Annotated in this window: 19 protein-coding genes and 1 pseudogene; 11 read left to right on the top strand and 9 right to left on the bottom strand. The window is 63.0% G+C overall.

Features of this window, described 5'->3' with window-relative positions; genetic code table 11:
- The first annotated feature begins 45 nt into the window (after positions 1 to 45).
- The 5 genes and pseudogenes from ACPWR9_RS08990 (at position 46) to ACPWR9_RS08970 (ending at position 6,909) form a co-directional block, all read left to right on the top strand.
- A complete protein-coding gene (locus ACPWR9_RS08990; protein ID WP_426297275.1) occupies positions 46 to 1,485 on the top strand; it encodes a 3-oxoacyl-ACP reductase in 1,440 nt (479 codons plus the stop codon).
- A gap of 95 nt (positions 1,486 to 1,580) precedes the next feature.
- On the top strand, positions 1,581 to 2,756 hold the full coding sequence (locus ACPWR9_RS08985) for a MaoC family dehydratase (protein ID WP_426297276.1): 1,176 nt from the start codon (positions 1,581 to 1,583) through the stop codon (positions 2,754 to 2,756).
- Positions 2,753 to 4,072, top strand: a complete 1,320-nt coding sequence (locus tag ACPWR9_RS08980; RefSeq protein WP_426297277.1) for an acetyl-CoA C-acetyltransferase — start codon at positions 2,753 to 2,755, stop codon at positions 4,070 to 4,072. The genes ACPWR9_RS08985 and ACPWR9_RS08980 overlap by 4 nt, the downstream gene beginning before the upstream one ends.
- Positions 4,073 to 4,215: 143 nt before the next feature.
- Positions 4,216 to 5,952: pseudogene (locus ACPWR9_RS08975) on the top strand (AMP-binding protein); the annotation flags it as partial.
- Positions 5,953 to 5,991: 39 nt separating this feature from the next.
- Positions 5,992 to 6,909 carry a DUF1571 domain-containing protein gene (locus tag ACPWR9_RS08970; protein WP_426297997.1) on the top strand — a complete coding sequence of 306 codons (918 nt, stop codon included), beginning with the start codon at positions 5,992 to 5,994 and terminating at the stop codon, positions 6,907 to 6,909.
- 111 nt (positions 6,910 to 7,020) lie between these two features.
- Here ACPWR9_RS08970 and minE read toward each other — a convergent pair whose 3' ends face one another.
- From minE to minC, 3 genes are read right to left on the bottom strand one after another with little or no spacing between them, the layout of a single operon-like run.
- Complete coding sequence (minE, locus tag ACPWR9_RS08965; protein ID WP_058378334.1) at positions 7,021 to 7,275, bottom strand: cell division topological specificity factor MinE; 255 nt, start codon at positions 7,273 to 7,275, stop codon at positions 7,021 to 7,023.
- Between the two features lie 13 nt (positions 7,276 to 7,288).
- The gene (gene minD, locus ACPWR9_RS08960) at positions 7,289 to 8,104 is read right to left on the bottom strand and encodes a septum site-determining protein MinD (protein ID WP_150677756.1); all 816 of its coding nucleotides are present in this window, start codon (positions 8,102 to 8,104) and stop codon (positions 7,289 to 7,291) included.
- A 43-nt stretch (positions 8,105 to 8,147) separates the two neighbouring features.
- Positions 8,148 to 8,927 carry a septum site-determining protein MinC gene (minC, locus tag ACPWR9_RS08955; protein WP_426297278.1) on the bottom strand — a complete coding sequence of 260 codons (780 nt, stop codon included), beginning with the start codon at positions 8,925 to 8,927 and terminating at the stop codon, positions 8,148 to 8,150.
- Between the two features lie 352 nt (positions 8,928 to 9,279).
- On the opposite strand from minC, the gene ACPWR9_RS08950 reads away from it, so the two are divergent.
- Complete coding sequence (locus ACPWR9_RS08950; protein WP_150677754.1) at positions 9,280 to 9,468, top strand: hypothetical protein; 189 nt, start codon at positions 9,280 to 9,282, stop codon at positions 9,466 to 9,468.
- A 484-nt stretch (positions 9,469 to 9,952) separates the two neighbouring features.
- Here ACPWR9_RS08950 and ACPWR9_RS08945 read toward each other — a convergent pair whose 3' ends face one another.
- The gene (locus ACPWR9_RS08945; protein ID WP_426297279.1) at positions 9,953 to 10,744 is read right to left on the bottom strand and encodes an SDR family NAD(P)-dependent oxidoreductase; all 792 of its coding nucleotides are present in this window, start codon (positions 10,742 to 10,744) and stop codon (positions 9,953 to 9,955) included.
- Positions 10,745 to 10,827: 83 nt separating this feature from the next.
- Positions 10,828 to 11,541, bottom strand: a complete 714-nt coding sequence (locus ACPWR9_RS08940; RefSeq protein WP_426297280.1) for an SDR family oxidoreductase — start codon at positions 11,539 to 11,541, stop codon at positions 10,828 to 10,830.
- 166 nt (positions 11,542 to 11,707) lie between these two features.
- On the opposite strand from ACPWR9_RS08940, the gene ACPWR9_RS08935 reads away from it, so the two are divergent.
- Positions 11,708 to 12,613, top strand: coding sequence for a LysR family transcriptional regulator (locus ACPWR9_RS08935; protein ID WP_426297281.1), 906 nt, complete (start codon positions 11,708 to 11,710; stop codon positions 12,611 to 12,613).
- A 15-nt stretch (positions 12,614 to 12,628) separates the two neighbouring features.
- Here ACPWR9_RS08935 and ACPWR9_RS08930 read toward each other — a convergent pair whose 3' ends face one another.
- Positions 12,629 to 13,222: a TetR/AcrR family transcriptional regulator gene (locus tag ACPWR9_RS08930; protein WP_426297282.1), complete on the bottom strand. Its 594-nt coding sequence runs from the start codon at positions 13,220 to 13,222 to the stop codon at positions 12,629 to 12,631.
- Between the two features lie 197 nt (positions 13,223 to 13,419).
- On the opposite strand from ACPWR9_RS08930, the gene ACPWR9_RS08925 reads away from it, so the two are divergent.
- Positions 13,420 to 14,139 (top strand): SDR family oxidoreductase, encoded by a 720-nt coding sequence (locus tag ACPWR9_RS08925; RefSeq protein WP_426297283.1) that lies wholly within the window; start codon positions 13,420 to 13,422, stop codon positions 14,137 to 14,139.
- A gap of 93 nt (positions 14,140 to 14,232) precedes the next feature.
- Here the strand turns inward: ACPWR9_RS08925 and ACPWR9_RS08920 are convergent, their stop codons facing one another.
- The 3 genes from ACPWR9_RS08920 to ACPWR9_RS08910 form a co-directional block, all read right to left on the bottom strand.
- A complete protein-coding gene (locus tag ACPWR9_RS08920; RefSeq protein WP_426297284.1) occupies positions 14,233 to 15,141 on the bottom strand; it encodes a recombination-associated protein RdgC in 909 nt (302 codons plus the stop codon).
- 72 nt (positions 15,142 to 15,213) lie between these two features.
- Positions 15,214 to 15,681 (bottom strand): DUF1854 domain-containing protein, encoded by a 468-nt coding sequence (locus tag ACPWR9_RS08915; RefSeq protein WP_426297285.1) that lies wholly within the window; start codon positions 15,679 to 15,681, stop codon positions 15,214 to 15,216.
- Between the two features lie 17 nt (positions 15,682 to 15,698).
- A complete protein-coding gene (locus ACPWR9_RS08910) occupies positions 15,699 to 18,113 on the bottom strand; it encodes an ABC transporter ATP-binding protein (RefSeq protein ID WP_426297286.1) in 2,415 nt (804 codons plus the stop codon).
- Between the two features lie 295 nt (positions 18,114 to 18,408).
- On the opposite strand from ACPWR9_RS08910, the gene cphA (ACPWR9_RS08905) reads away from it, so the two are divergent.
- From cphA (ACPWR9_RS08905) to ACPWR9_RS08895, 3 genes are all read left to right on the top strand, one after another.
- On the top strand, positions 18,409 to 21,042 hold the full coding sequence (gene cphA, locus ACPWR9_RS08905) for a cyanophycin synthetase (RefSeq protein ID WP_426297287.1): 2,634 nt from the start codon (positions 18,409 to 18,411) through the stop codon (positions 21,040 to 21,042).
- A gap of 167 nt (positions 21,043 to 21,209) precedes the next feature.
- A complete protein-coding gene (gene cphA / locus ACPWR9_RS08900) occupies positions 21,210 to 23,789 on the top strand; it encodes a cyanophycin synthetase (RefSeq protein ID WP_426297288.1) in 2,580 nt (859 codons plus the stop codon).
- Positions 23,790 to 23,961: 172 nt separating this feature from the next.
- Entirely contained in the window at positions 23,962 to 25,530 is a 1,569-nt protein-coding gene (locus ACPWR9_RS08895) for a hypothetical protein (RefSeq protein WP_426297289.1), read from the top strand.
- Positions 25,531 to 25,584: the final 54 nt, after the last annotated feature.

Below are 25,584 nucleotides of genomic sequence, written 5' to 3'. Positions count from 1 at the left end.
AGTGACGTAAGCGACGCCCATCCACCGCCTCAAGGACCTTTGCCTGTGACGACGTCCGACCGATATCTGGCTTTCGCCAACTCCGCCGTGGGCAGCCGCCTGGCCAATGCACTGGGGTTGCCGCGCCCCGTGCCGCTCGAGCGCATGCCAGCCTTTGGCGAGCCGGGCGCCGAAGCTGCCGCCCACGACATACCGCCGCTGCTCGCCGTCGTAGGCGGTGCGGGCGACGCGCCACTGTTACCCACGCTGGCACGGGAACTGCACTGGCTGGGTGTGCCGAGTCTCGCGCACACCGACCGTCTGGACTGGATCTCGCGCGCCAATCAAGCGGGCACGATGAGTGGCCGTTTCAATCCGGCGGAGGGCGTGCGCCCGAAGGCATTGATCTTCGATGCGAGCGCCATTGCCAGCACCGATGAGCTCATCTCGCTCTACACCTTCTTCCACGACACCCTCGCCTCGCTCGCGCCTTGCGCGCGTGTTCTGGTGTTCGGCCTGCCGCCGCATCTGAGCGCGACGCCGCAGGCCAGCGTTGCCCAGCGAGCCCTCGAAGGCTTCGTGCGTTCGCTGGCAAAAGAACTCAAACGCGGTGCCACGGCACAACTCCTCTACGTCGCGCCGAAAGCCCGCGAGTCGCTGCACTCGACGCTGCGCTTCTTTCTCTCACCTCGCGCCGCATACGTCAGCGGCCAGGTCGCGACGTTGCAAGTCCCCGTCTTCGAAACGCCACCCATACGCGATCAACGTCCGCTTGCCGGACAAACGGCGGTCGTCACGGGCGCCGCGCGCGGCATCGGCGAAGCCATTGCCACCGTGCTCGCTCGTGACGGTGCGCACGTGGTCTGCGTCGACATTCCCGCTACGCAAGACGCCCTAAGCGCCGTCGCCACACGGCTCGGCGGCAGCCCGCTCAGTTGCGATATCGCGTCGCCGGAAGCTGCCGCCATCCTCACGGCCCATCTGGCCGTCATCGCCCCGGCAGGTCTCGACATCCTTGTACACAACGCTGGCATCACGCGCGATAAGACGCTGGCGCGCATGAGCGAAGCGCAGTGGCAGAGCGTGCTCGACATCAACGTCGGCGCACCGCAACGCCTCAACGCGGCACTGCTCGAAGCGGGTGTATTGCGCGAGAAAGCGCGCATTGTCGGCGTGGCGTCGATCAGTGGCATTGCGGGCAACCGAGGACAGACGAACTACGCCGCATCGAAAGCGGCGGTCATCGGCATGGTGGAGGCATGGGCGCCGTTGCTCGCTGAACGACATATGAGCATCAATGCCGTCGCGCCGGGCTTTATCGAAACACAAATGACGGCGGCGGTGCCCTTCGCCATTCGCGAAGCCGGACGCCGTATGAATTCGCTGGGACAAGGCGGCCTGCCGGTCGACGTCGCAGAGACGATCGCGTGGCTGGCACACCCGGCATCGGGGGCACTGACCGGACAGGTCGTGCGTGTGTGTGGGCAAAGTCTGCTGGGAGCGTGAGCATGCCGGACAATCAACTGTCGTCGCCAGTCGCTGTCGCTTCACATACCGATTCACATACCGATTCACGTTCCGCGTCGCATAACGATGCGTCCGTGCCCTCGTCACCTGACACGTCAGCCGAGCCGCCTGCCAAGCCACGCGCCAGCACATCGCCCGGCCATGGCTTGCCCGCGCAGCTCACGCCCGAGACGTTGTGGTCCGCCATCTGGCCCAACACGGCGCCCGCGCAAGACGTCCGCCAAATCAAGCACGCGCCGTCGCCATTGGCGCTCTATCTGCGCGCCTTGATGTCCTCACGCAAACCGGCCCGGGCACAACCTATGCCGTCGATTGCCTTCGAGCGCCGCAATATCCCACTCGATGCCGACGACATCGCCCGCTACGCTCGCCTGTGTGGCTTCTCGCCTGAGCATGGCGTGCCGCCCACGTGGCCGCACTTGCTGGCGTTCGCGCAGCACATGCTGCTGATGACGGACCGCGCGTTTCCGTTCGCCATGCTCGGCATGGTGCATCTGGCGAATCACAATCGCCAGTTCGCCCGTCTGTCGGTCGGTGATCGACTCGATTTGCACGTACAATGCGGCGCGCTGTATGCACACGACAAAGGGCAAGTGTTCACCGTACTGACGACCGCACGCCGCAACGGCAACATCGTCTGGACGGGGGAAAGCCTCTACTTGCGCACGGGGGTCAAAAACCCGCTGGGTGCACCGTATCGAAGTGAATTGCGCGCTGACGCAACACTGGTCACGTCCGAAAAATTTCTGGCGACGGCCGACCTGGGACGCCAATATGCGAGCGTCTCTGGCGACTACAACCCAATCCACCTCTGGCCGCTCACCGCGAAGCTGTTCGGCTTCGAGCGGCCGATCATTCATGGCATGTGGAGCTTCGCGCGCTCGCTGGCAACCGTGTTACCTGCGCAGGCTGGCGAACAACTCGATCTGCTGGTGGAATTCAAAACACCGCTGCGGCTGCCCGGCGAAGCCACGCTCTGGCGCGAGCGTGACGCGAGCGACAGCAAGCGTGGGAAATGGGTCAGCACTGTCGATGCGCCAAACGCCACCGGCAATACGCCCCGTCCCACACCGCCGCTGGGCGTGCTGAACGCCCAACCCGCCCCATCGCTTCCCATCGCCGGAAACGTGTTCGAGCTGCGCGACGCGACCGGCACCGTACCGCACCTGCGAGGCCGCTGGCAGTCGTTCGACGCCCCGGCCGCCACCGACTTTCCTCCGACAGCCCCCTTCGACCTGGACCGTTCATGAGCGCTTTCAAACCTACCGCGCCCGCCCCGGCGTTACGCCGCGTCGCCATTCTCGGCGGCAATCGCATTCCATTCGCACGCGCGAACACGGCGTACGCCACGGCTTCGAATCAGGACATGCTGACAGCCGCCCTCCAAGGCCTCATCGACCGCTTCTCGCTGCATGGTCAAACGCTGGGTGAAGTCGCCGCAGGCGCCGTCCTCAAGCACGCACGCGACTTCAATCTGACGCGCGAATCCGTCCTGTCGACCACACTCGCGCCGCAAACACCGGCCTATGACGTGCAACAAGCCTGCGGCACCGGGCTAGAGACCGCCATCCTCACGGGCAACAAAATTGCGCTCGGGCAGATCGACGTCGCGATTGCCGGCGGCGTCGACACCGCGTCGGACGCGCCGATCGGCGTGAACGAGGGACTGCGCAAGATCCTGCTCGAGGCGAATCGTCAGCGCAGCACCGGCGGCAAGCTCGGGGCCTTCGCCAAAGTCCGGCCGGGTATGTTGTTCAGCCCCTCGCTGCCGCGCAATGGCGAGCCGCGCACGGGGCTGTCGATGGGCGAGCATTGCGAGTTGATGGCCAAGCGCTGGCACATCGAGCGCGCAGCACAAGACGTCCTCACGCTAGCCAGTCATCAACACGCCGCCGCCGCGTACGACCGAGGCTTCTTCCTCGACCTGATGACGCCGTTCCGCAACTTGCAGCGCGACAACAACCTGCGCCCCGATCTCACGCTCGAAAAACTAGAGAGCCTGAAGCCAGTATTCGATCGCAGCGCTACGGGCACCCTAACGGCAGGCAATTCCACGCCGCTGACCGATGGAGCTTCGTGCGTGTTGCTGGCCAGCGAGGATTGGGCGCGCGCGCACGACATCCCGGTACTCGCTTATCTGACCTACTCGCAAACAGCTGCCGTCGACTTCTTCAACCCCGATGAAAGCCAGCGTGAAGGCCTGCTGATGGCACCGGCCTACGCCGTGCCGCGCATGCTGGCGCAGGCGGGACTCACGTTGCAGGACTTCGACTTCTACGAAATCCATGAAGCCTTCGCGGCGCAGGTGCTGTGCACGCTGGGGGCATGGGAAGACCCCGAGTACTGCCGCGACAAACTCGGCCTGAGTGCGCCGCTGGGCAGCATCGACCGTCAGCGGCTCAACGTGAACGGCAGCTCGCTCGCGTGCGGTCATCCGTTTGCCGCCACCGGTGGGCGCATTCTGGCGACGCTGGCCAAACTGCTCGCGCAACGCGGCGGCGGACGCGGTTTGATTTCGATTTGCGCTGCTGGCGGCCAAGGCGTGGTCGCCATATTGGAGCGCTGAACCACACGATACGAATTACCCACTCGCTTCAACGCGAAAGACTCGTCACGCCGACGCAGCGCGTTCGTTGCCGATAGAGCCAAAAATGGCCGCCGGTGAACCGCATGGGCAGCGCGACGGAAATCAACCTCTGGGAGGAGACGATGGACCAAGCTGTTCAGCAAGACCGCGTCTGGTTGGGCGCGTATCCGCCGGGCGTACCGGCGCAAATCGATGTCACGCGTTATGAATCGCTCGTGCAGGCCTTCGACGAGTGGATCGGCAAGTATCGCGAGCGCGCCGCGTTCGTGAGCCTTGGCAGCGACATCACCTACGCACAAGTGGAAACGCAGGCGCGCGCGTTTGCCGCGTGGCTGCAATCGCGCGGCGTGCGCAAGGGGGACCGCGTGGCCCTCATGATGCCCAACTGCCTCCAGTACCCGATCTGCCTGTTCGGCACGCTGATCGCCGGTGCGGTCGTCGTCAACGTCAACCCGCTCTACACCGTGCGCGAGCTATCGCATCAGTTGCGCGACTGCGGCGCGCGCACGATTGTCGTGTTCGAGAACTTCGCCAAGACATTACAAGCCTCGCTGCCCGGCACCGACGTGCGCGACGTCGTCATCACGCAGATCGGCGACTTGCTCGGCGGCGGGCTGAACGCCAAAGGTCGGCTGGTGAACTTCATCATGCGACGGGTGGCAAAACAGGTGCCGCCCTACGACTTGCCGCAAGCGATACCGCTCAAGCGCGCGCTGGCCGACGGCGCAACGGCCCGCAGCGCACAGGGGCTGACGACGGTGCCGCTAAACCGCGACGATCTCGCGTTTCTGCAATACACAGGCGGCACGACCGGGCTCGCGAAAGGCGCCATGCTCACGCACGGCAACGTACTTGCCAACCTGCTGCAAGCCGAAGCGTGGATTGCCGATCAGCTCACCGACGAGATCGAGACGAACCTGTCGTTGCTGCCGATGTATCACATCTTCTCGCTCACGGTGAACTGTCTGATGTTCATGAGTCTGGGCGGGCGCAACATCCTCATCGCCAACCCGCGCGACGTGAAGAAGGTCGTCTACATCATCCGCAACGAGACCTTTACCGGCGTGGCGGGCGTCAACACGCTGTTCAACGGCTTGCTGGAAGACGAAGGGTTTCGCGCACGCGACTTCTCGAAGCTCAAGCTCTCGCTCGCGGGCGGCATGGCCACGCAGCGCGCCATTGCCGAGCGCTGGAAGCAAGTCACCGGCAAGCCGATCATCGAGGGCTATGGCCTGACCGAGTGCTCGCCCATCGTCACGATGAACCCGGTCGATCTGGCGCACATCGACGAGATGGAATTCTCCGGTTCCATCGGCCTGCCTGCGCCTTCGACGGAGGTGCGCTTCAAGCGCGAAGACGGCACGTGGGCCGATATCGGCGAGCCGGGTGAACTCTGCGTACGCGGCCCGCAAGTAATGCGCGGTTACTGGCAGCGCCCCGAAGATACAGCGAAGACGTTCGATGCCGATGGGTGGCTGCTGACCGGCGACATCGGCGTGATGGATGCGAACGGGTTCGTGCGACTCATCGATCGGAAGAAAGACATGATTCTCGTCTCGGGCTTTAACGTGTATCCGAACGAGATCGAGGACGTCGTGATGCTGCACCCTGGCGTGCGCGAAGCGGCGGTCGTCGGCGTACCCGATCCGGTGGCGGGTGAGCGTGTGAAGCTCGTCGTGGTCGCGAAAGACCCGCAACTGACCGCCGAAGCGATGCTCGCTCACTGCCGCCAGCATCTGACCGCCTACAAGGTCCCGCGCATCGTCGAATTCCGTCAGGGCGAACTGCCCAAGACAACCGTCGGCAAGATCCTACGGCGCGAGCTGCGGGATCCGGCACCAGCCGAAACGAAGCCTGCGGCAGCGCCACTGCCCCATGCAAGCCTTGCGCTGGGCTTCATGCTCGCCCCGCTAGCGATTGCCGTCGGCCTGCTTGGCGCGCCCGATGCGAAAGCGCAAAGCAATGCCACGCCGTCCGCCACGAGCACTGCCGCACCGGCGAGCACGTCGCCACCTTCGTCAACGAGCAACGACGCCGACACAGCCAAACTCGCCGCCATGCCTGTCGCTCAGCAAACGCAGTGGCTCGCGCAAACCATCAAGAGCGGCGAACTCGCAAAGATGAGCGACGACGCCATCATCGCGCGCATGCAAGCGCTCAACCCTGAAGCGCTGGTGCGCTATCTGAAAGCGGAGTCCGCCGCGCTGCCCGAGTACCAGTACGAGCTCACGCGACACGAGCGCATTAACAATCAATGGCAAACCACGCCTGACCGCATGCTCGTGAAAATTCGTGAGAAGCCGCTGCAAATCTATGCGAAATGGCTGCCGGACGGCGCGCACTCGGGCCAGGAAATCATTTACGACGAGACGAAGAAGTCGAATGAGATGTACGGGCATCTTGGCGGCATCCTTGGCTTCACATCCATCTGGAGCAGCATCGACGGCACGTTGGCACGCTCGCAGTCGAACCACACCGTGCGCGACCTCGGCTTCGCGTTCATCGCCGAGCAAATCGCTCACGATGGCCGCAGCTTCCGTGCCGCTGGCCTGTCGGAGAAGCCCGCAAGAATGTCGGTTTCCGAAGTGAATGGTGTGCGAGTGCTGGCCTTGGAATGGGACGCCCCTTCCGGCCCGCCGCAACATTATGCGAACAAGTCACGCGTACTTATCGACCTGAAGACCGGGCGGCCGCGCGGCATCGAAGCGTGGGACGCTGCGGGGCAAAAGACCGAGGAGATGCGCTTCGAGAAAGTGCGCCGCGAACAGTGGAGCGACGCCACGTTCGATCCGAAAAATCCGGATTACAAGTTCTGAACGTTTCGAAGAGAAAGGCGCGAGCAACGACGAAAGCCCGCCACCCTGTCATGGGGTGGCGGGCTTTCGCTCTAAGGACTACGGCCGACGATTACCGACTGCGCTTGGCAATCAGGTCTGCGGCAGTTCGATCTTCACTTCGAGCACTTCCAGGTTGTCCTGGTGCTCGACACTGACCTTGATGTCGTCTTGAGCGATCTTGACGTACTTGGAGATGACAGCGACCAACTCGCGTTGCAATGCCGGCAAATAATCGGCAGGCGGCGACGAGCCCGAGCGTTCGTGCGCCAGAATAATCTGAAGGCGCTCTTTAGCGACGGAGGCGGTCTTTTTCTTCTCCCCCAGGAGGAAAGACAGGAAGGACATGGGCGGGCGCTCCTTACTTCGAGCCGAAAATGCGCTGCAACAGCCCCGGCTTTTGATAGTCGGTAAAGCGCATGGGCTTGTCTTCGCCCTTGAATCGGCTCACCACGTCGCGATACGCGTCGGCCACGTCGGTGCCTTCCAGATGGATGGCAGGCGTACCCTGGTTCGACGCATGCAGAACCGATTCCGACTCCGGAATCACGCCGATCAGCTTGATACGCAGAATTTCCTGAATATCTTCGAGCGAGAGCATTTGACCGTCGCTCACGCGTTTCGGGTTGTAGCGGGTAATCAGCAGGTGCTCCTTGATCGGCTCGCTGCCTTCGATGGCCCGTTTCGTCTTCGACGACAGGATGCCGAGAATGCGGTCCGAATCGCGAACCGACGACACTTCCGGGTTCGTCACCACGAGCGCCTCATCGGCGAAGTGCATGGCGAGCAAGGCGCCCGACTCGATACCGGCCGGCGAATCGCACACGATGTACTCGAAGCCCATATCGGTGAGGTCCTTGATGACCTTCTCGACGCCTTCTTGCGTGAGTGCATCTTTGTCACGCGTTTGCGACGCCGGCAGGATGAACAGGTTCTCGGTCGACTTGTCCTTGATGAGCGCCTGATTGAGATTTGCTTCGCCCTGAATCACGTTGATCAGGTCGTACACCACGCGGCGCTCGCAACCCATGATCAGATCGAGATTGCGCAGACCGACGTCGAAATCGATGACTGCCGTTTTGTGCCCCTGCAAGGCGAGGCCGGCGGAAAAGCTGGCGCTGGTTGTCGTCTTACCGACACCACCCTTGCCAGAGGTCACCACAATCACTTTTGCCATCTGTCGATGCCTTCCCAAACTTGAGGATGAAATTAGCTACGAATCATTTGAGCCCGAGGGGCTCGAAAATCAGTTTGTCGTCTACCAGCCGCACCTGCACCGAACGCCCCTGAACATCGGGCGGCAGCGCATGTTCGCCAGTACGGTAAATACCGGCGATGGAAATCAGCTCAGGCTCCAGACAGGTACAGAAGATGCGCGCGTCGAGCTTGCCCTTCACGCCTGCCAGTGCCCGCCCCCGTAGCGGCGCGTAAATGTGAATATTACCTTCGGCGATCACCTCGGCCCCGTAACTGACGAGATCGAGCAAAATCAAATCGCCCTTGGCGTAGACCTGTTGGCCTGAACGCAAGGGCTTATCGATGATGGTCGAGGGGATGGCGGAAGGCTCCGGCGCGCTCGCATTTGCGCTTGCGGCCGCCGCAGCCGCGACGATCGCCGCGGCGTCGCCGGATGCTTCACCTTCGCTTTCGCGCGCGTCGTCGCGAGCATTACGCGGCGCACGGCGCTCGTGACTGTCCAGACGCGGCAGGCCATCGACGACGGCCCAATCGGTCTGTTCGGCATTGGCGACCACGCCAATGGGCTTCATCCGGAATTCAGCCAACATTTCGGCCAACGCGGGGACGGCCACGCGCTCGGCCCCCGTCAGGCGGCGCACGTCGATCGCGACGGTGTCGCCCGCAAAGAACTCCGGGGTGGCCTCGAAACGTTGCGCCAATTCGGTGCGCAGCGTATCCAGTTGAGGCGTCTTAACTACGAAATGCAGGGTATCTACAGCACCGCTGCGTAACTCGAAGTACGGCGTTTTCTTTTGCGGCATGTCAGGTCGATGAGCGCGTTGCTGGCAGCGTGTTGCTGGCAAATTGGGCCATTCTACAGGCCCTCGGCCCCGAGCAAACCCAAAATAAGCGGGCGAACCCCGCGATTCGCGTGATTTTGGCCACTATTGCATCGCAGCAAATCAATGCATTTGGCATCCGCAATTAACGTATTGAATGACACACGAGTGTCATTCTAAAAGCCTATGCTGGCGGTGGGAAAGTCCCATATAAGAAATGCTGCATAGCAGCATCGAAAGTGCGAATTCTGTCGCGCAAGTGCCATATTCGTGACCTATCCTTAAAGTCCCTTGATGTGGGACCCCTGTTGAACCGCAAAACCGGGAGACGAAGATGCTGAGTCATCATGAATTTGCCACCCTGATGCTGGTCAAGGACGCTCCGGAGCAAGTGGAGCTCGACCGCCCGGACCTCAATTCGCTGCTCGAGAGCAAGCTCATTGAATGGGAAGAGTTGGCGCCGGGTGTGAAGTCCCCGCGCCTGACTGTCCAGGGCAAATATGTCCTTCAGGCCGTCGCCTGAGCGCCCAGCCAGCAAGTAAGGTGTCTAGTAACAGAAAGCCCGCCGAAAGGCGGGCTTTTTATATTTCCAGTCCTAAGCGGCGTGTCGCGCGCCGCGAGGTTCTTACGGGTGAATTAACCATGCCGGATATCCCTGCGATGACGCCGCCAGGTGTGACGCGCAGCCGGATGCTCGCGGCACCAGTTACGGTCCGCCAGCCAGGCGACGGCAACTCCGACGACCAGCACTATCACCAACATTGCAATCAGGCTCCCTGTCAGCATCGTGGCCTCCTTACTTCGTAATGGCGGGATGGCACGATTTGATTCTAGGCAATCTCTATCGCAATGGGTACTTAAAAGTGATTCGGGTATACCGCGTCCGCCATGCGCCGGAAAACCTCGCCAATCGCGGCGAATCGCTTGCGGCAGCGCAGCAGCGCGGTCGTTAGCACACGCATGACGCGTGCCTGACCGGCCACTGACATTGCCCGTCCAACGTGCAGTTAGAGGGAATCGACCACACCGCCATCGACACGCAGTGCAGCGCCGGTCGTGGCCGATGCCTGCGGCGACGCAACATACACCACCATGTTCGCGACCTCCGTCGTGCTCGCGGCACGGCCGATGATTGAACTAGGGCGATGCTCCTGCACGAACGCCGCGGCGGCCTGCGCCATGTCGGCGTCAGCAGGCACGCCCGCTTGATGCAGCATCTCGGCCATGCCGTCGGAGAGCGTCGGCCCCGGCAGCACCGCGTTGACCGTTACGCCGGTGCCGCGCATGCGCTTGGCCAGCCCGCGCGAGACCGCCAATTGCGCCGTTTTCGTCATGCCGTAGTGAATCATGTCCTCGGGAATATTCAGTGCGGACTCCGACGAAATGAAGATCACCCGCCCCCACTCGCGCGCGGCCATGCCCGGCAGATACGCCCGCGAGAGCCGCACGCCGGACATCACGTTGACGTCGTAAAAGCGCGTCCAATCCGCATCCGGAATCTCGAAGAAGTCTTGCGGCCCGAAGATCCCCGCGTTGTTCACGAGAATGTCGACGTCCGGTACCTCGGAAACCAACGCGTCGCATCCCTGTGCCGTCGCGAGATCGGCAGCGACGCCGCGCACCTGCGCGCCGGGCACGGCCTCTCGCAGTCGCTTAACGGCGGCATCCACGCCCGCTTTCGAACGGCCGTTGACGATCGTCGTCGCGCCAGCCTCGGCAAGCCCTTGGGCAATCGCAAAACCAATGCCCGCGGTCGACGCCGTCACCAACGCCACTTTTTCCTTCAGGTCGATATGCATGTCGGAAACTCCTGAAATTCTTTCGTTAGGACAACTGTTAAGCGCGTCGCGATGCGCACCCATCCTTCAGCCTCAGCAAGCGATTACGCAATCGCCCCGCCCGCGTCAATGAGCACCGTCGAGCCGGTCGCGCTGGGCGTGCCTGCCAGATACAAAATCGAATTTGCCACATCTTCGGCGGCCACGACGCGGCGTGCAGGCAGACGTTGCGCGGCATTGGTGTACATCGCCTCGCGATCCGCTTCCGGCAGTTTGTTCCACAGCGGCGTCACCGTCAGCCCCGGCGACACGGTATTCACGCGCACCGGCGAGAGTTCGAGCGCCAGCCCGCGCCCCAACGCTTCAATCGCCGCGTTAATGGCGCCCTGCACTACCGACGCTGTACTGGGCCGAACACTCAGATAACCGGACGTCAGCGTGAGCGAACCGCCGTCTTCGATGCGCGCAAAGCGGGCAACGTGATACGTGCCCCAAAACTTGCTGTCGAATGCAGCGTGCGCGTCGTCGAGCGAGAGCTTACGCACGGCACCGGTCGGCGTCTGCGCCGCCGAAATCACCACGTGTTGCCACGGCGCGTGATCGGCGAAGAATTTTTCCACCGTAGCCGCGTCGCCCGTGTCGAGCACGACCGCACGAGCGGTAGTGCCGATGGTCGCGAGCGCCTCATCGAGCTTGCCCTGATTGCGCGAGGCAATCGTCACTGCCGCCCCAGCCTTCGCAAACGCTTGCGCCGCTGCGCGGCCAATGCCTGAACTGCCGCCAATCACCAGCACGCGCTGGCCTTCGAAATTGAACATGCTGAATCTCCCGGAAAGGAATAAGAACCGAACAAGAAGCAGGCGTCAGTACCGGGTAATGCCCCGTCACTCGACGTCATGGACGCATTGTCTTCCTCATTCCGAAAGAAGATAATCCCCGGAAAAACTGAATGACTCTCTTCAAATTATTGAGAATCTGCACGCGATGATCGATCAAACGCTGGATCTCACGCTGTTCGACCGGGTCGTCGCCACGGGCAGCATGTCGGCCGCCGCGCGCGAGTTGGGCATGTCGCTGGCTGTCGTGAGCAAACGGCTGGGATTGCTAGAACAGCGGCTTGGCGTGCGGCTGCTGAACCGCACGACGCGCCGTCAGGCGTTGACTGAAGAAGGGCAAGTCTTTCACGCGTGTTGCCAGCGAATTCTTGCGGAAATTGCCGAGACCGAGCGGTTGATGACAACGCAGGCCGGTACCGTCGGCGGCGTGCTGCGCATCAGCGCGCCGCGCGCCTTCGGGCGTCGGCATCTCGCGGCGCTATTGGTGGCGTTTCGCGAGCGCCATCCCGATCTCAAAGTGCAGTTGGAATTGAGCGATCTGTGGGTCGATCTGGTGGCGCACGGCATCGACGTCGCCATTCGCGTGGGCACCCTGCCCGACTCCAGTCTCGTCGCGCAGGAGTTGGCACCGAATTACCGCGTGCTGGTCGCGTCTCCCGAGTACTTGGCCCGGCGCGGTACGCCGCATGAAGTGGGAGATCTTCAGCAACACGACTGCATCCTGTTCGGCCATGCGGCGCACGGCGACTGGCGTTTCGTGTGGCAATCGGAGACGCTGCGGGTGCAGGTGCAGAACACCTATGTGGTCGATGACGGCGACACCGCGCACGAACTGGCGCTGCACGGCGCCGGTATCGCGCAGAAATCGATTTGGGATGTCGGCGACGATATCAACGCCGGACGTCTCGTGCGCGTGCTGCCCGCGCTACCGATTCCGGCGTCGCCACTGCACGCCGTGTATCCGCACAGCCGTCATCTCGCGCCGCGCACGCGGGCCTTTGTGGACTTCCTGCGAGACCGGCTTCGCGCAGCATGGCGCTGGCCGCAGCAATGACTCGTGAGATCGCGCTTACGCCTGACTCGACCCCGTGAGTGCCTGACGCCCCGCCGCGAGCAACGCGTCGGAGAGTGCCGGATCGGAAGCCGCCACGGCGCGCGACAACACCAGCGTGCCGACCATTTGCGAAAAGCGCGCCATCGCAGCCTGCGCGGCGTCGTGCTCGCTTAACCCTTGCGCGATCCCGGACGCCGTCAGTTTGCCGATCACCTCCGAGAGACCTTGCGCGTAGCACGCCTGCGCTTCGGCACCGACGCGCGGTGCATCGCCCGCAAATCCGGCCATCGGACAGCCGCACGCCACATCGTCGCGATGCTTGGCGGACAGGTACCGCTCGGCCCGTTCCTCCGGCGACATCGCCGCTTGCATTGCCGCGTCGCCTCCGGCAAGCACCCCGTTCGACCCTGCCACCGCACGCGCCATCACGGCAGCCACCAGTGCGTCTTTCGACTTGAAGTGGTTGTAAAAGCCGCCTTGCGTGAACCCAGCCTCCTTCATCAGGGCCGTCAGTCCCACCGCGTCGACCCCGTGCTCGCGAAACAGCCGCTCGGCGGCGGCCACGATGGCTTCGCGGTTTTCCGCGGCTTTTTCCCTCGAAATTCCCATATTTGGCTCCCTCGGCACGCCGCCGAACGCAGCGCCCCTATCATCGCGATCGAAAATGACAATGTCGATCACCATTGACAAGAATCAAAACCCGTCGGCACAATGCACCCCAATGACGATGGCGATCACAATTGTCATGAAGTATAGCTGAAGCCGTGCCGCATGGTGCGGCCTACTCAATACGCTGGAGCGTAGCCATGAAGATCAAAGATGCTGTCGTATTCGTGACCGGTGCCAACCGGGGCCTTGGACTGGAATTCGCCAAACAGGCGCTCGCCCTTGGGGCGAAGAAGGTCTACGCGGGGTCGCGCGATCCGGCCAACGTCACCCTGCCGGGGGTGATTCCCGTGCGGCTCGATGTGACCGAACCGGAGGAAGTCGCCGCCGCTGCCCGATTGGCAGGTGACGTGACTCTGCTCATCAACAATGCAGGTATTGCGAGAGTGACCGAAGGCCTGACGCGCCCCGGTGCCGACACGCTGCTGCGCGACACATTGGAGACGAACGTCTTCGGCGTGCTCGCCACTTCGCAGGCGTTCGCCGAGACGTTGGGCCGCAATGGCGGCGGTGCGATCCTTAACGTGTTGTCGATCGTGAGCTGGATCAGCTCGTCGGTCATTCCCGAATATGCGATTTCGAAGGCGGCCGCGTGGTCGCTCACGAATGGATTGCGCTTGTCACTGCGTGAGCAGAACACGCAAGTCGTCGGGCTGCATGCGGGCTTCATCGATACCGATCTCACGCGCGGCTTCGAAGCGGAGAAACTCGCGCCGTCCGACGTCGTGCGTCAGGCGTATGCGGCCATCGAAGCAGGTGAAGAGGAAGTGAGCGTGGATGAGCGTACGCGTGAGGTGAAGCAAGCGCTCTCGCAAGGCGTCTACCTGCTCGACCCTGCACGGGAATCGAATCAGCATTGATGCGTCGGCAGTCAGGCTGGCGTGTCGAAGCCCCAATGAAAAACGCCGCGATACCCTCATCGGGATCGCGGCGTTTCGTTCGCCTAAAGCCGCTTAAGCCGCCTTATCCATCTGACGTTCGCCACCCACGGCTTCGATCAGATCGTCGAGCAGCTTGGCCAGCTCGCCGGTCATCAATGCCACATCGGCGTCGAACTTCTCGGCTTCGCCTTCGGCCGTCGGGTCAGCGGCATCCTTGATGATGTCGAGCGGCGTCACTCGCTTGATCGCAAAGGCGTCGGTGAGCACGAACGAGATGCGGTCGTTCCACGTCATCGCGAGCTTGGTGCAGCGCTTGCCTGCTTCGATGTGCTGACGCACATCCGCGCCGTCGAGCGGGTGACGCACGTAACGCACGGCCGCCTTCTCGTCGGTGTTCGAGCGCAGTTCCACGTCCTGATCGACCGTGAAGCCACCCGGCGCCTCGTTGCCCGCCAGCCACGACGTCATGACAGCAACCGGTGCCTCGTTGAGTTCGACGTTCTCGAGCGTGATGTCGAGCGTCTTGAGCAGCAGGCTGCGCACTTCGTCGGCCTTCGTCGGCGAAGCAGCGTCGATCACCAGCCAGCGATTCACCGGATCGATCCACACGCGCGTGTCGCGGCGAATGCCGAAAGCGCGCGGCAGCAGTTCGTCGGTGACCTGCTCCTTGAGTTCCTTCATCTGCTTACGGCCCGGCTTGAAGCCTTGCTGCTCTTCAAGCTCGGCCGCCTTGGCGCGCGTCACCTGATTGACGACGGTCGACGGCAGCAGCTTCTTCTCGGCGCGATAGGCCAGCAGAAATTGACGGTTGATGCTGTGAACGAGCTCGCCGCCTTCACGCGGCGCGGCCCAGCCCTGCACTTGCATTTCGAGGCTGCCGCCCTCGCGGAACGCGTGCTTCTCGAGCGCGTCTTCCATTTGCGCGACGCTCATGGACCAACCGGCAGGAATTCGGTGCAACTGAAGATTCTTGAACCACATCGGCATCACCGCAAAAAGCAAAAGGAGCGATTTTACCAGTGACCCGATGGGCGACGCGACCGACTTTACAAATCAAAGGAATCGGTCGAGGATCTTGCGGCTCGGTTTGTCGAGACTGCTCGAGTCTCGAATGAGGAAGTGAATGCCGTGGCTGTCGGTAATGAGCAGCGTCTGGCCGCCGAGACGACGAATATCTTCTTCGCCGCGTAGCACGAACGACGCCTCACCACGATTCGTCTGCACCGTCCAAGTGCTCGGCGTGGCAAACGTCGACACGCCTTTAATGCGTTGTACTTCCGGCATGAACTCGCGCGCGGCAAGCTCCTCGCGCACGAGCGTCTGCATGCTCACGGGCAGCACGTCGAGCGAGTCGAGCCATGCGAGCTCGCGCCCTTCCGTACTCACCAGCGCCAGCCCGTCATCGGGGGCGGCAATCGGAAAGGCGCGCACGGGCACCACACCTTCGTGGGCAATACCGGCGCTATCGGTCAGCACCAACCGGCCAAAGGCGTTACGCGAGAGCGTGAAATCGATTTGCATGAATATCCTCGCGTCGATCAGTTGGCCGAGAGCGGCTGTGCAGGGGCGGCAGTCACCGCGGCGATTGTCGCGGCGGCCTCGGCAGTGTCGAGCGTTTCGTCGATGTCCGTATCGACGTTGCGCTGCTGAGCCTGATACAGCTTGTAATAAGCCCCTTCGCGCGCGATCAGTTCATCGTGGTTGCCCACTTCGACGATCTTGCCGCGATCGAGCACCACCAGCCGGTCGGCTTTACGCAGCGTCGAGAGGCGGTGCGCAATGGCGATCGTCGTGCGGCCTTGCACGAGGTTGTCGAGCGCCTTTTGAATTTCCTTCTCGGTCGCCGTATCGACCGACGACGTGGCCTCGTCGAGAATCAGAATGCGCGGGTCGATGAGCAGTGCGCGCGCAATCGAGATGCGCTGACGCTCGCCGCCCGAGAGGGCTTGTCCGCGTTCGCCGACGAGCGAATCGTAACCGTGCGGCAACCGCAGAATGAATTCATGGGCGTGCGCAGCACGCGCGGCGGCGACCACTTCGGCGCGCGTCGCGTTCGGCTTGCCGTAGGCGATGTTATCGGCAATGGTGCCGAAGAACAGGAACGGCTCCTGCAACACCAGCCCCACGTTGCGACGGAATTCCGAGACCGGCAGCGCGCGAATATCCACGCCGTCGATTTGAATCGAACCTTCGGCCACGTCGTAGAAGCGGCAGATCAGGTTCACCAGCGTGCTCTTGCCCGAGCCGCTGTGGCCTACCAGCCCGATCATCTCGCCCGGGGCGATACGCAAGTCCATGCCGCGAATCACCGACCGGTTGCCGTAACGGAAGCCGATATCGCGCAGGTCGATCGCGCCCTTCACTTCCTTCAGATGCACCGGGTTGACCGGCTCCGGCACGTTCGAGACGTGATCGAGCACGTCGAAGATACGCTTGGCGCCTGCGGCAGCCTTCTGCGTGACCGACACAATACGGCTCATCGAATCGAGACGCGTATAGAAACGGCTGATGTAGGTGAGGAATGCGGCGAGCACACCGACCGTGATCTCGTGTTTCGAGATTTGCCAGATGCCGAAGATCCACACCACCAGCAGGCCGACTTCGGTCAGGAACGTCACCGTCGGCGAGAACAGCGACCACACGCGGTTCACGCGGTCGTTGACCACGAGGTTGTGACGATTGGCTTCCTTAAAGCGCGCAACTTCGCGATTTTCTTGCGCAAAAGCCTTCACGACACGAATACCCGGAATGGTATCGGCCAGCACGTTGGTAATTTCCGCCCAGATCCGGTCGACCTTCTCGAAGCCGTGACGCAGACGGTCACGCACGAGATGAATCAGCCAGGCAATGAACGGCAGCGGCACGAGCGTGACGACAGCCAGCCAAGGGTTGATCGAGATGAGAATGACCGCGGTCATCACGATCATCAGCACGTCGGTGGCGAAGTCGAGCAAGTGCAGCGACAGGAAGACACAGATGCGGTCGCTCTCCGAGCCGATGCGCGCCATCAGATCGCCGGTCCGCTTACCGCCGAAGTACTCCAGGGACAGCCGCAGCAAGTGCGAATACGTTTCCGTGCGCAAGTCGGCACCAATACGCTCCGACACCTTGGCAAGCAAATACGTGCGCGCCCAGCCCAGCACCCACGCCACGACGCCTGCGCCGAGCAGGCCCGAGAGATACATTCCCACCAGCTGATAATCGATGGGCTTGCCGTTCTGGAACGGAATGAGCACGTTGTCCATCAGCGGCATCGTCAGATACGGCGGGATCAACGTGGCGCCGGTCGCGCACAGCGTGAGCAGGAACCCGGTGAGCAACTGAAAACGGTACGGCCGAGCAAAGCGCCACAGGCGCAGCAAAGCCCACGTCGACGGTGGGGCTTCCGTTTCCGGATTGCACTGCGGGCAGTCGTCGACGTTGGGCGGCAATTCGGCCAGACAAATCGGGCAGGTGCCGACTTCCGCGACCTCGTCAGCCGCCACGCGGCCTGCGACGGTGGCGTCGCGCATGCGCACCACCGTGTCCATCAGCTGCAATGCCGCTGGGTTATGTCCCAGTGTGTAGCGCCAGCTAGCAAGTTTGCTGCGCGCGTCGCACAATTCCAGCGCCCCTACCCCGGCGTGATCGGTATGGGTGAGCGACAAATCCGCCCGATACGCCCACGACTGCCAGCCCCCGGCTTGCGCCGACGCCCCGCCTGCCGTGGCCTCGCGGGCCAAGATGCGCCGGTCGGTCGCCACCACCACGCCCCGCGCGAAGTGCAGATGCGCGTCGAGATCGATCGTCAGCCACGCCAGCACGACCTCGCCGTCGGCCAGTTGCGCGGCGGCGTCCGGGTACCAGGACTCGGCGGCGGCACTGCGGGCGGAGGCAGCAAAAGAGGCGGGAGCGGCAGCGGGCGGGCGACTGTCGGAGGCGGCGGTGGGACTGGCGGAGGCGGTGTCGGTCATTGCTGCGGCGAGCGTGTCCTCAAGGGGCGGACATCGAGGCAAACGGAGAGAAATCGACGCGAGCTTTCCCTGTCAGCCCGCAAATTTGCCGCAAGTATAACCACAGCGACGCCTTTTGCGGCGGGGAGTTCCCCGATGACACACCGCAGCATTGAAATATTGTTGCGCCGGTCAACCGATTGTCCGATTTCACGTTAAGTAACCAGTTAACTGTACAAGCGCGACCGGCTGTGCCGCCCGAAATCGGCCTTGCCGGCTTCACCGAATCCAGCCTTGACGCGTGAATTAGCCTTAGATGAAAAAGAAAGACATTGAGATTTTCGATGTCCTGTCGCTGCGCGGACCGAATATGTGGACATATCGGCCTGTGCTGGAGGCATGGGTCGATATCGGCGAACTTGAAGAGTTCCCGTCCAACAAGATCCCGGGGTTTCCTGAGCGGCTGTCCGAGTGGCTACCCACGCTCATCGAGCACCGTTGCAGCATCGGCGAGCGCGGCGGCTTCTTGCAGCGCCTGCGCGAAGGCACGTGGCCCGGCCACATTCTGGAACACGTCACGCTGGAATTGCAGAACCTCGCCGGTATGCCCGGCGGCTTCGGCAAGGCGCGTGAAACCCCGATCAGCGGCGTCTACAAGGTCATCGTGCGTGCGTGGCACGAAGACGTGACCCGCGCGGCGCTGTTCGCTGCCCGCGATCTGGTCATGGCCGCGATCGAAAACCGCCCGTACGACGTGGAAGCTGCCGTCGAAATGCTGCGCGGTCTGGTCGACAAGCACTGCTTGGGCCCGAGCACCGCCTGCATCGTCGACGCCGCTGACGATCGCGACATCCCCCATATCCGCCTGTCCGACGGCAATCTGGTGCAACTGGGTTACGGCGCTGCCGCCCGCCGCATCTGGACCGCCGAGACGGACCGCACCCCCGCCATCGCCGAGAGCATCTCGCGCGACAAAGACCTGACCAAGCAACTGCTCGAATCGTGCGGCGTGCCCGTGCCGGAAGGCCGTCTGGTCGAGAGCGCCGACGACGCGTGGGAAGCCGCCGAAGACATCGGCCTGCCGGTGGTGGTCAAGCCGTACGACGGCAACCATGGTCGTGGCGTGTTTATCAATCTCACCACGCGAGAAGAAGTCACCACGGCGTTCGACGTCGCCCTCGAAGAAGGCAACGGCGTGATCGTCGAGCGCTTCGTGCAAGGGCTGGAGCATCGCCTGCTGGTGGTCGGTGGCCGTGTGGTCGCGGCCGCCATGGGCGAAATGGCGTCGGTGGTCGGCGACGGCAAGCACACCGTCTCGGAACTCATCGAGCTGCAAATTAATAGTGACCCGCGTCGCGGCAGCGCTGAAGACCAGCCGCTCAACCGCGTGCGTATCGACTCGTCGGCCCGGCTGGAGCTCAAGCGTCAGGGTTTCGACGCCGATTCCGTGCCGCCCGAAGGCAAGAACGTCCTGATTCAGCGCAACGGCAACGTCGCGTTCGACGTGACCGACCGTGTGCACCCGAGCGTGGCCGCCCATGCGTCGCTGGCCGCGCGCATCGTCGGGCTGGACATCGCCGGTGTCGATCTGGTGGCGGAAGACATTTCCCGCCCGCTGGCCGACCAACGCGGTGCCATCGTCGAAGTCAACGCTGGCCCCGGCCTGCTCATGCATTTGAAGCCTGCGTCGGGCGAAGCCCGCCCGGTAGGCCGTGCCATCGTCGATCACCTGTTCCCGCAAGGCGATGCAGGCCGTATTCCGGTCGTCGGCATCACCGGCACGAACGGCAAGACCGTTGTCGCTCGCCTGCTCACGCACTTGCTGCAACTGGCCGGCGAACACACGGGCCTCGCATGCAGCGACGGCTTGTTCCTCGACAAGCGCCTCGTCCAAGGCGGCGATCGCGCCAACTGGGACGCCGCGCACCGCGTGCTGATGAACGCCAGCGTCACCGCCGCCGTGTTCGAGAACGACAGCGGCGCCATCCTCTCCGAAGGCCTCGCTTACGACCGCTGCCAGGTCGGCATCGTCACCAACATCGACCGTCCGGACCATCTGGGCCAGTACTTCGTTGAAGACGTCGACCGCATGTACAACGTGCTGCGCACACAGATCGACGTGGTGCTGCCCGAAGGCGTGGCAGTGCTCAACGCCCGTGACCCGCTCGTGGTCGAAATGGCGGAGTTGTGCGACGGCGACGTGATCTTCTTCGGTCTGGACGAGCAACTGCCCGCCATCGTCGCGCATCGCGCCGCCGGTAAGCGCGTGGTGTTCGTGCGCGACGGCCGCGTGGTGCTTGCCACCGGCGCGGAAGAATCCGTCGTGGCTGCCACCGCCGACATGCCCTTGACTTACGCTGGCCGCGTCGCCTTCCAGATCGAGAACGTGCTGGCCGCTGTGGCTGCCGCGTGGTCGATGGGCGTGAAGCTCGACATCCTGCGCACTGGCGTGACCACGTTCGACGTGGGTCAGGTCGACGCGCCGGGCCGCTTCACCTTGTTCGAAAAGCAAGGCGCGACGGTCATCGTCGACGACGCTCACAATGCCCCGGCGCTGACCGCACTGGCGGCTGCACTGGCCACGTTGCCCGGCGAGCGCCGCATTGCTGTCTACGGCCCGGGCCTCGACCGCATGGACGAAGACCTGCAAGCCGAAGGCAAGCTGCTCGCGCAGACGTTCGATCGCGTGGTGCTGTGCGACGACCTGAGCGTCGCGCGCAAGCGTGAGGCGGCCGAGTCGCGTGCGCAACTGCGCGCCGGTATCGATGCCGCAGGGCGCAAGGTGCAAGTCGTTGACGCTGGCGAGCGCCGCAGCGCTGCCGAGGAAGCGTTGGCCCAGTTGGTGCCGGGCGACGTGCTGGTGCTGCAAGCCGATGAAGGCGGTGCAGCGGCCATGCTCGACCTTGTGCATCTGTGGATGGGTCAGCCGATCCGCGCGCTGGCAGCCTGATCGCCAGTCACAGACAACGGCAATGAAATGAAGACAGGCGGTGCTCGGGGAAATTAAGCGCCGCCTGCTCTATATAGATAGCTACCGAATACCCAAGCCACAGTCGTTTTTCTCGCAAACCACCAGCCATACAGGGACGCGAAGTGGACAGACAGGGATTGCAATTTATGGAAGTCTCCCGCATCCGCGCATTGCGCGGGCCGAACCTCTGGAGCCGTCACACGGCCATCGAGGCCATCGTGACGTGTACCGATCTGGAATACTCGATCGGCAATCTGGCGGGCTTTGAAGCCCGACTGCGCGCACGCTTCCCGGAACTGACGGCCCTCACGCCCGACGCAGAAGAGCGTCCGGTGTCGCTCGCCGACGCGCTTGCCACCACCGCCCTGCACTTGCAGGCGGCGGCCGGTTGCCCGGTGACGTTCAGCCAAACGACGCAAACCATTGAGCCGGGTACGTTCCAAGTGGTGGTGCAGTACACCGAGGAGCCCGTCGGGCGTCTCGCGTTCGAACTGGCCCAGCAACTGATCAACGCCGCGCTCGAAGACAGCCCGTTCGATCTGGCCGATGCCCTCTACCGCTTGCGCGATCTCGATGAAGATGTGCGCCTCGGCCCGTCGACGGGTTCGATCGTCTACGCGGCGGTTGCGCGCGGCATTCCGTATCGCCGTCTGACCGAAGGCTCGATGGTGCAATTCGGCTGGGGCAGCAAGCAACGCCGGATTCAAGCTGCCGAGACCGACCGCACGTCGGCCGTCGCGGAATCGATTGCGCAAGACAAAGACCTGACCAAGACGCTGCTGCACGCTGCCGGTGTGCCGGTACCGCTGGGCGGCACCGTGCGCGATATCGAAGACGCGTGGAAGCTGGTGCAGGAAATCGACGCCCCGGTAGTGGTCAAGCCGCGTGACGGCAACCAAGGCAAGGGTGTCGCCGTGCGTCTGCGCACGCGCGAAGAGATCGAGAAGGCATTCGAAGCGGCGCAAGATATCAGCCGCGACGTCATCATCGAGCGCTACATTCCGGGCCACGACTTCCGCCTGCTGGTGATCGGCAACAAGCTGGTCGCCGCTGCGCGCCGCGATCCGCCGCAAGTGACCGGCGACGGCGTGCATACCGTGCGTCAGTTGGTCGAAACGGTGAACGCCGACCCGCGCCGTGGCGAAGGCCATGCGACGTCGCTGACCAAGATTCGCTTTGACGACATCGCGCTCGCGACGCTCGCCAAGCAAGGCCTGAACGCCGACTCCGTGCCCGAAGCGGGCGCGCGCATCGTGCTGCGTAACAACGCCAACCTGTCGACGGGCGGCACTGCCACCGACGTGACCGACGACGTCCATCCGGAAATCGCCGCGCGCGCTGTGGCGGCTGCGCAGCAAGTCGGTCTGGATATCGCGGGTGTGGATGCGGTGTGCGAGACGGTTATCCGTCCGTTCGAAGATCAGGCCGGTGGCATTGTTGAAGTCAACGCTGCGCCGGGTCTGCGTATGCACTTGCAACCGTCGTACGGCAAGGGCCGTGCGGTGGGTGAAGCCATCGTCTCGACCATGTTCGAAGACGGCGACGACGGCCGTATTCCGGTCGTGGCTGTGTCGGGCACTAACGGCAAGACGACGACGGTGCGTTTGATTGCCCATTTGATCGCCCAGCGTGGCCTGCGTGTCGGCATGACCGGCACCGATGGTATTTATGTGAGCGGTCAGCGTATCGACACGGGCGATTGCAGCGGTCCGCGCAGCGCGCGTAACGTGCTGCTGCACCCGGACGTAGACGCTGCCGTATTTGAAACCGCGCGCGGCGGCTTGCTGCGTGAGGGGCTGGCCTATGACCGTTGCGACGTCGCTGTGGTGACGAACATCGGCATGGGCGACCACCTTGGTCTGTCGTACATCAACACGGTCGAAGATCTGGCCGTGCTCAAGAGTGTGATCGTGCGCAACGTCGCGCCGAACGGCATGGCTGTGCTGAACGCCGCCGACCCGATGGTCGCGCGCATGGCCGACGCCTGCCCGGGCAAGGTGACGTATTTCGCCATGGACGCATCGCATCCGGTGCTCGCCACGCATCGTGCCAAGGGCAAGCGTGTGGTGTTCGTTGAAGGCGGCGACATCGTGACGGCGCAAGGCAGCGAAGAAACGCGCTACGCGTTGTCGGCGATTCCGCTCACGCGCGGTGGTGCGATTGGCTTCCAAGTCGAGAACGCCATGGCCGCGATTGGTGCGGCATGGGCGCTGGCGATCGATCCGGCCATCGTGCGCGCTGGGTTGGCCACGTTTGTGAACGATGCAGGCACGGCACCGGGACGCTTCAACGTGTTCGACTACAAGGGTGCGACGGTGATTGCCGATTACGGTCACAACCCGGACGCGATTGCTGCGCTCACGCAGGCTGTCGAAACGATGCCGGCCAAGCGCCGCTCGGTGGTGATTTCGGGCGCGGGCGACCGTCGCGACGAAGACATCCGCCGTCAGACGGAAATTCTGGGCGACGCCTTCGACGACGTGCTGCTCTATCAGGACCAATGCCAGCGCGGCCGTGAAGACGGTGAAGTGCTGGGGCTGCTGCGTGAAGGTCTGGTGGATGCCCGCCGTGCCAGCCATATCGATGAAATTCGCGGCGAGTTTGCCGCTATCGATACGGCACTGGCGCGTCTGCAACCGGGCGACCTGTGCCTGATTTTGATCGATCAGGTGGACGAAGCACTGGAGCACATTGGCAAGCGCGTGAAGGAAGCGGCGGCGAAGTAAGCCGAACGCATAAACTCTCGTTCTGCCATGAATAGCCTTGCGTGAAAGCGCAAGGCTATTTCTTTTTTCGCGGCTGATTTATCGCGCCTGCCCTGCCCCAGCCGACCCAGCACCGTGTGTTAGATTCACGCATCGTGCGTAGTCCACAACATGACCGACTGGGCGGGGATTCATGGGAACGTACCTTGATGGCGGTGATCGAGATTCGCAAGCGCGCAATCAGCATGACCCGTCGGGTCATTGTGCGTGCGGCGGCACTGCGACCACATTCGAGGATCGCAGTCCTCGCGGCGTCGCGCAGCGCAAGCTGAACCAGCTCATCACCCAAAGTCCGCGAACGCAGCAATTCGCGGCACTTCAGTCGTTCTCTGGCGCTGCGCCCATCCAACGCACGGTCAAGCAATTACGCACGCCCGGCCGGAAGTGGGTCAGCTCTGAACTGCCAGATCAGACATTCGACACCAAAGAGCAGGCATTGGCCGCCGAGAGAAAGAAGGTCGCGGACGATAAGGAAGCCGAAGCGGCCCGTGCACTCGAGGAGCGCCCGGAGGTGAACTTCCAGTTCGTGCCGCCGACGAGCGCGCCGCCGACCATCACTGATCCGACCTCGCTCGCGCTTCATCAACACCGTGCGCACTTCGGTCCGTTGCTGACCACCGGTGGCCACGTCCACCGGAATCAGGTGAGCGCGCTGCTGCCGAGTTCTTCCTCTGCCCCGAGCATTACGAAGGACACGGCGTTCACCGGCAAGGATACGAATGCCGCCATTCTCACGAGTGGACCGGGGGATATTCGCCACGTTTTCGGTCCCACCGGAAACAGTACGTCCCTCGACGATCTGCCCGGCACTGATCCGTTCGAGTTCCACAAGAATCACATATTTAAACAGGGGCGGCCGCCTGAGGGCGTGACGCTACCGGATGGCCGGAGGACGGCGCATGCGGAAGCCAATGCCGTGCATAGTCGCGGCTTTACAGGCGCCGTCAAAAAGAACGCCAGCGACCTTAGCGCTGTGGCGAAGTTGCTAGACATCGATCTCGACAATCTCGACGACGAAGACGACCTTATTGCCGCGCTGGGGCTTCCGCCGGTGACAACCGACATCGTCGAGAACCGCACGTCATGCGGAAGTCACGGAAAAAGTGGTTATGGGGGCGGTTGTAATCAAGAGATGGCAGACACGGTTGCGAGGTATCAGAGCGAGTTGGAAGCGCACCTGCCCCCCAGCTTTTCATTTCTTGCGACGCAAACCGGTCTGGCGTCGTTTGGCCTATCGGCCGCGGGGTCTTATCGGCACGAGGGGAACCCGGGCATCATCACCGGCGCGGGAGGACGCATTGGCACACACCACGCGTTCGATTGGAAAACCGGTCAGGCCCGGCACCCCAAGGAAAACCTTCAGGCCTACTACGCTCGAGCGCATGCGCACGAGCATGAGGCGCACGACGACGTCGATGAAGAAGGGGAAGTCAGCGATGACGAGGAAGCCGAAGACACGGTCAAACCCGGCACGCGCGCGAAACGCGTCGTGAAGTCGAAAAGTGACGATGAGACCAGCGATACGGATATCCCCAAGCGCCCGAAGAAGCGCGGACGGCACGCTAGGGACGAGCCAGACGCAGAACCACCGACAAACCACGACCGCGACGATAGCAAGGAGCCAGTTCAGGACGACCCAGCGCCCTCGGCACCAACAAGGCGTACCAGCCGTCGTTCGGGGAACGGCAGTAAGAAAAAATGATGAACGCGGAGACGGGCACTTCCTGACCGCAAATCTAGGCGGTGCTATTAGGTA

It is taken from the genome of Pandoraea pneumonica (genome assembly GCF_049918595.1).
Lineage (GTDB): Bacteria > Pseudomonadota > Gammaproteobacteria > Burkholderiales > Burkholderiaceae > Pandoraea > Pandoraea pneumonica_A.
Note: the sequence above shows the minus strand (reverse complement) of the source record. Positions and strands in the feature narration are given on the sequence as shown.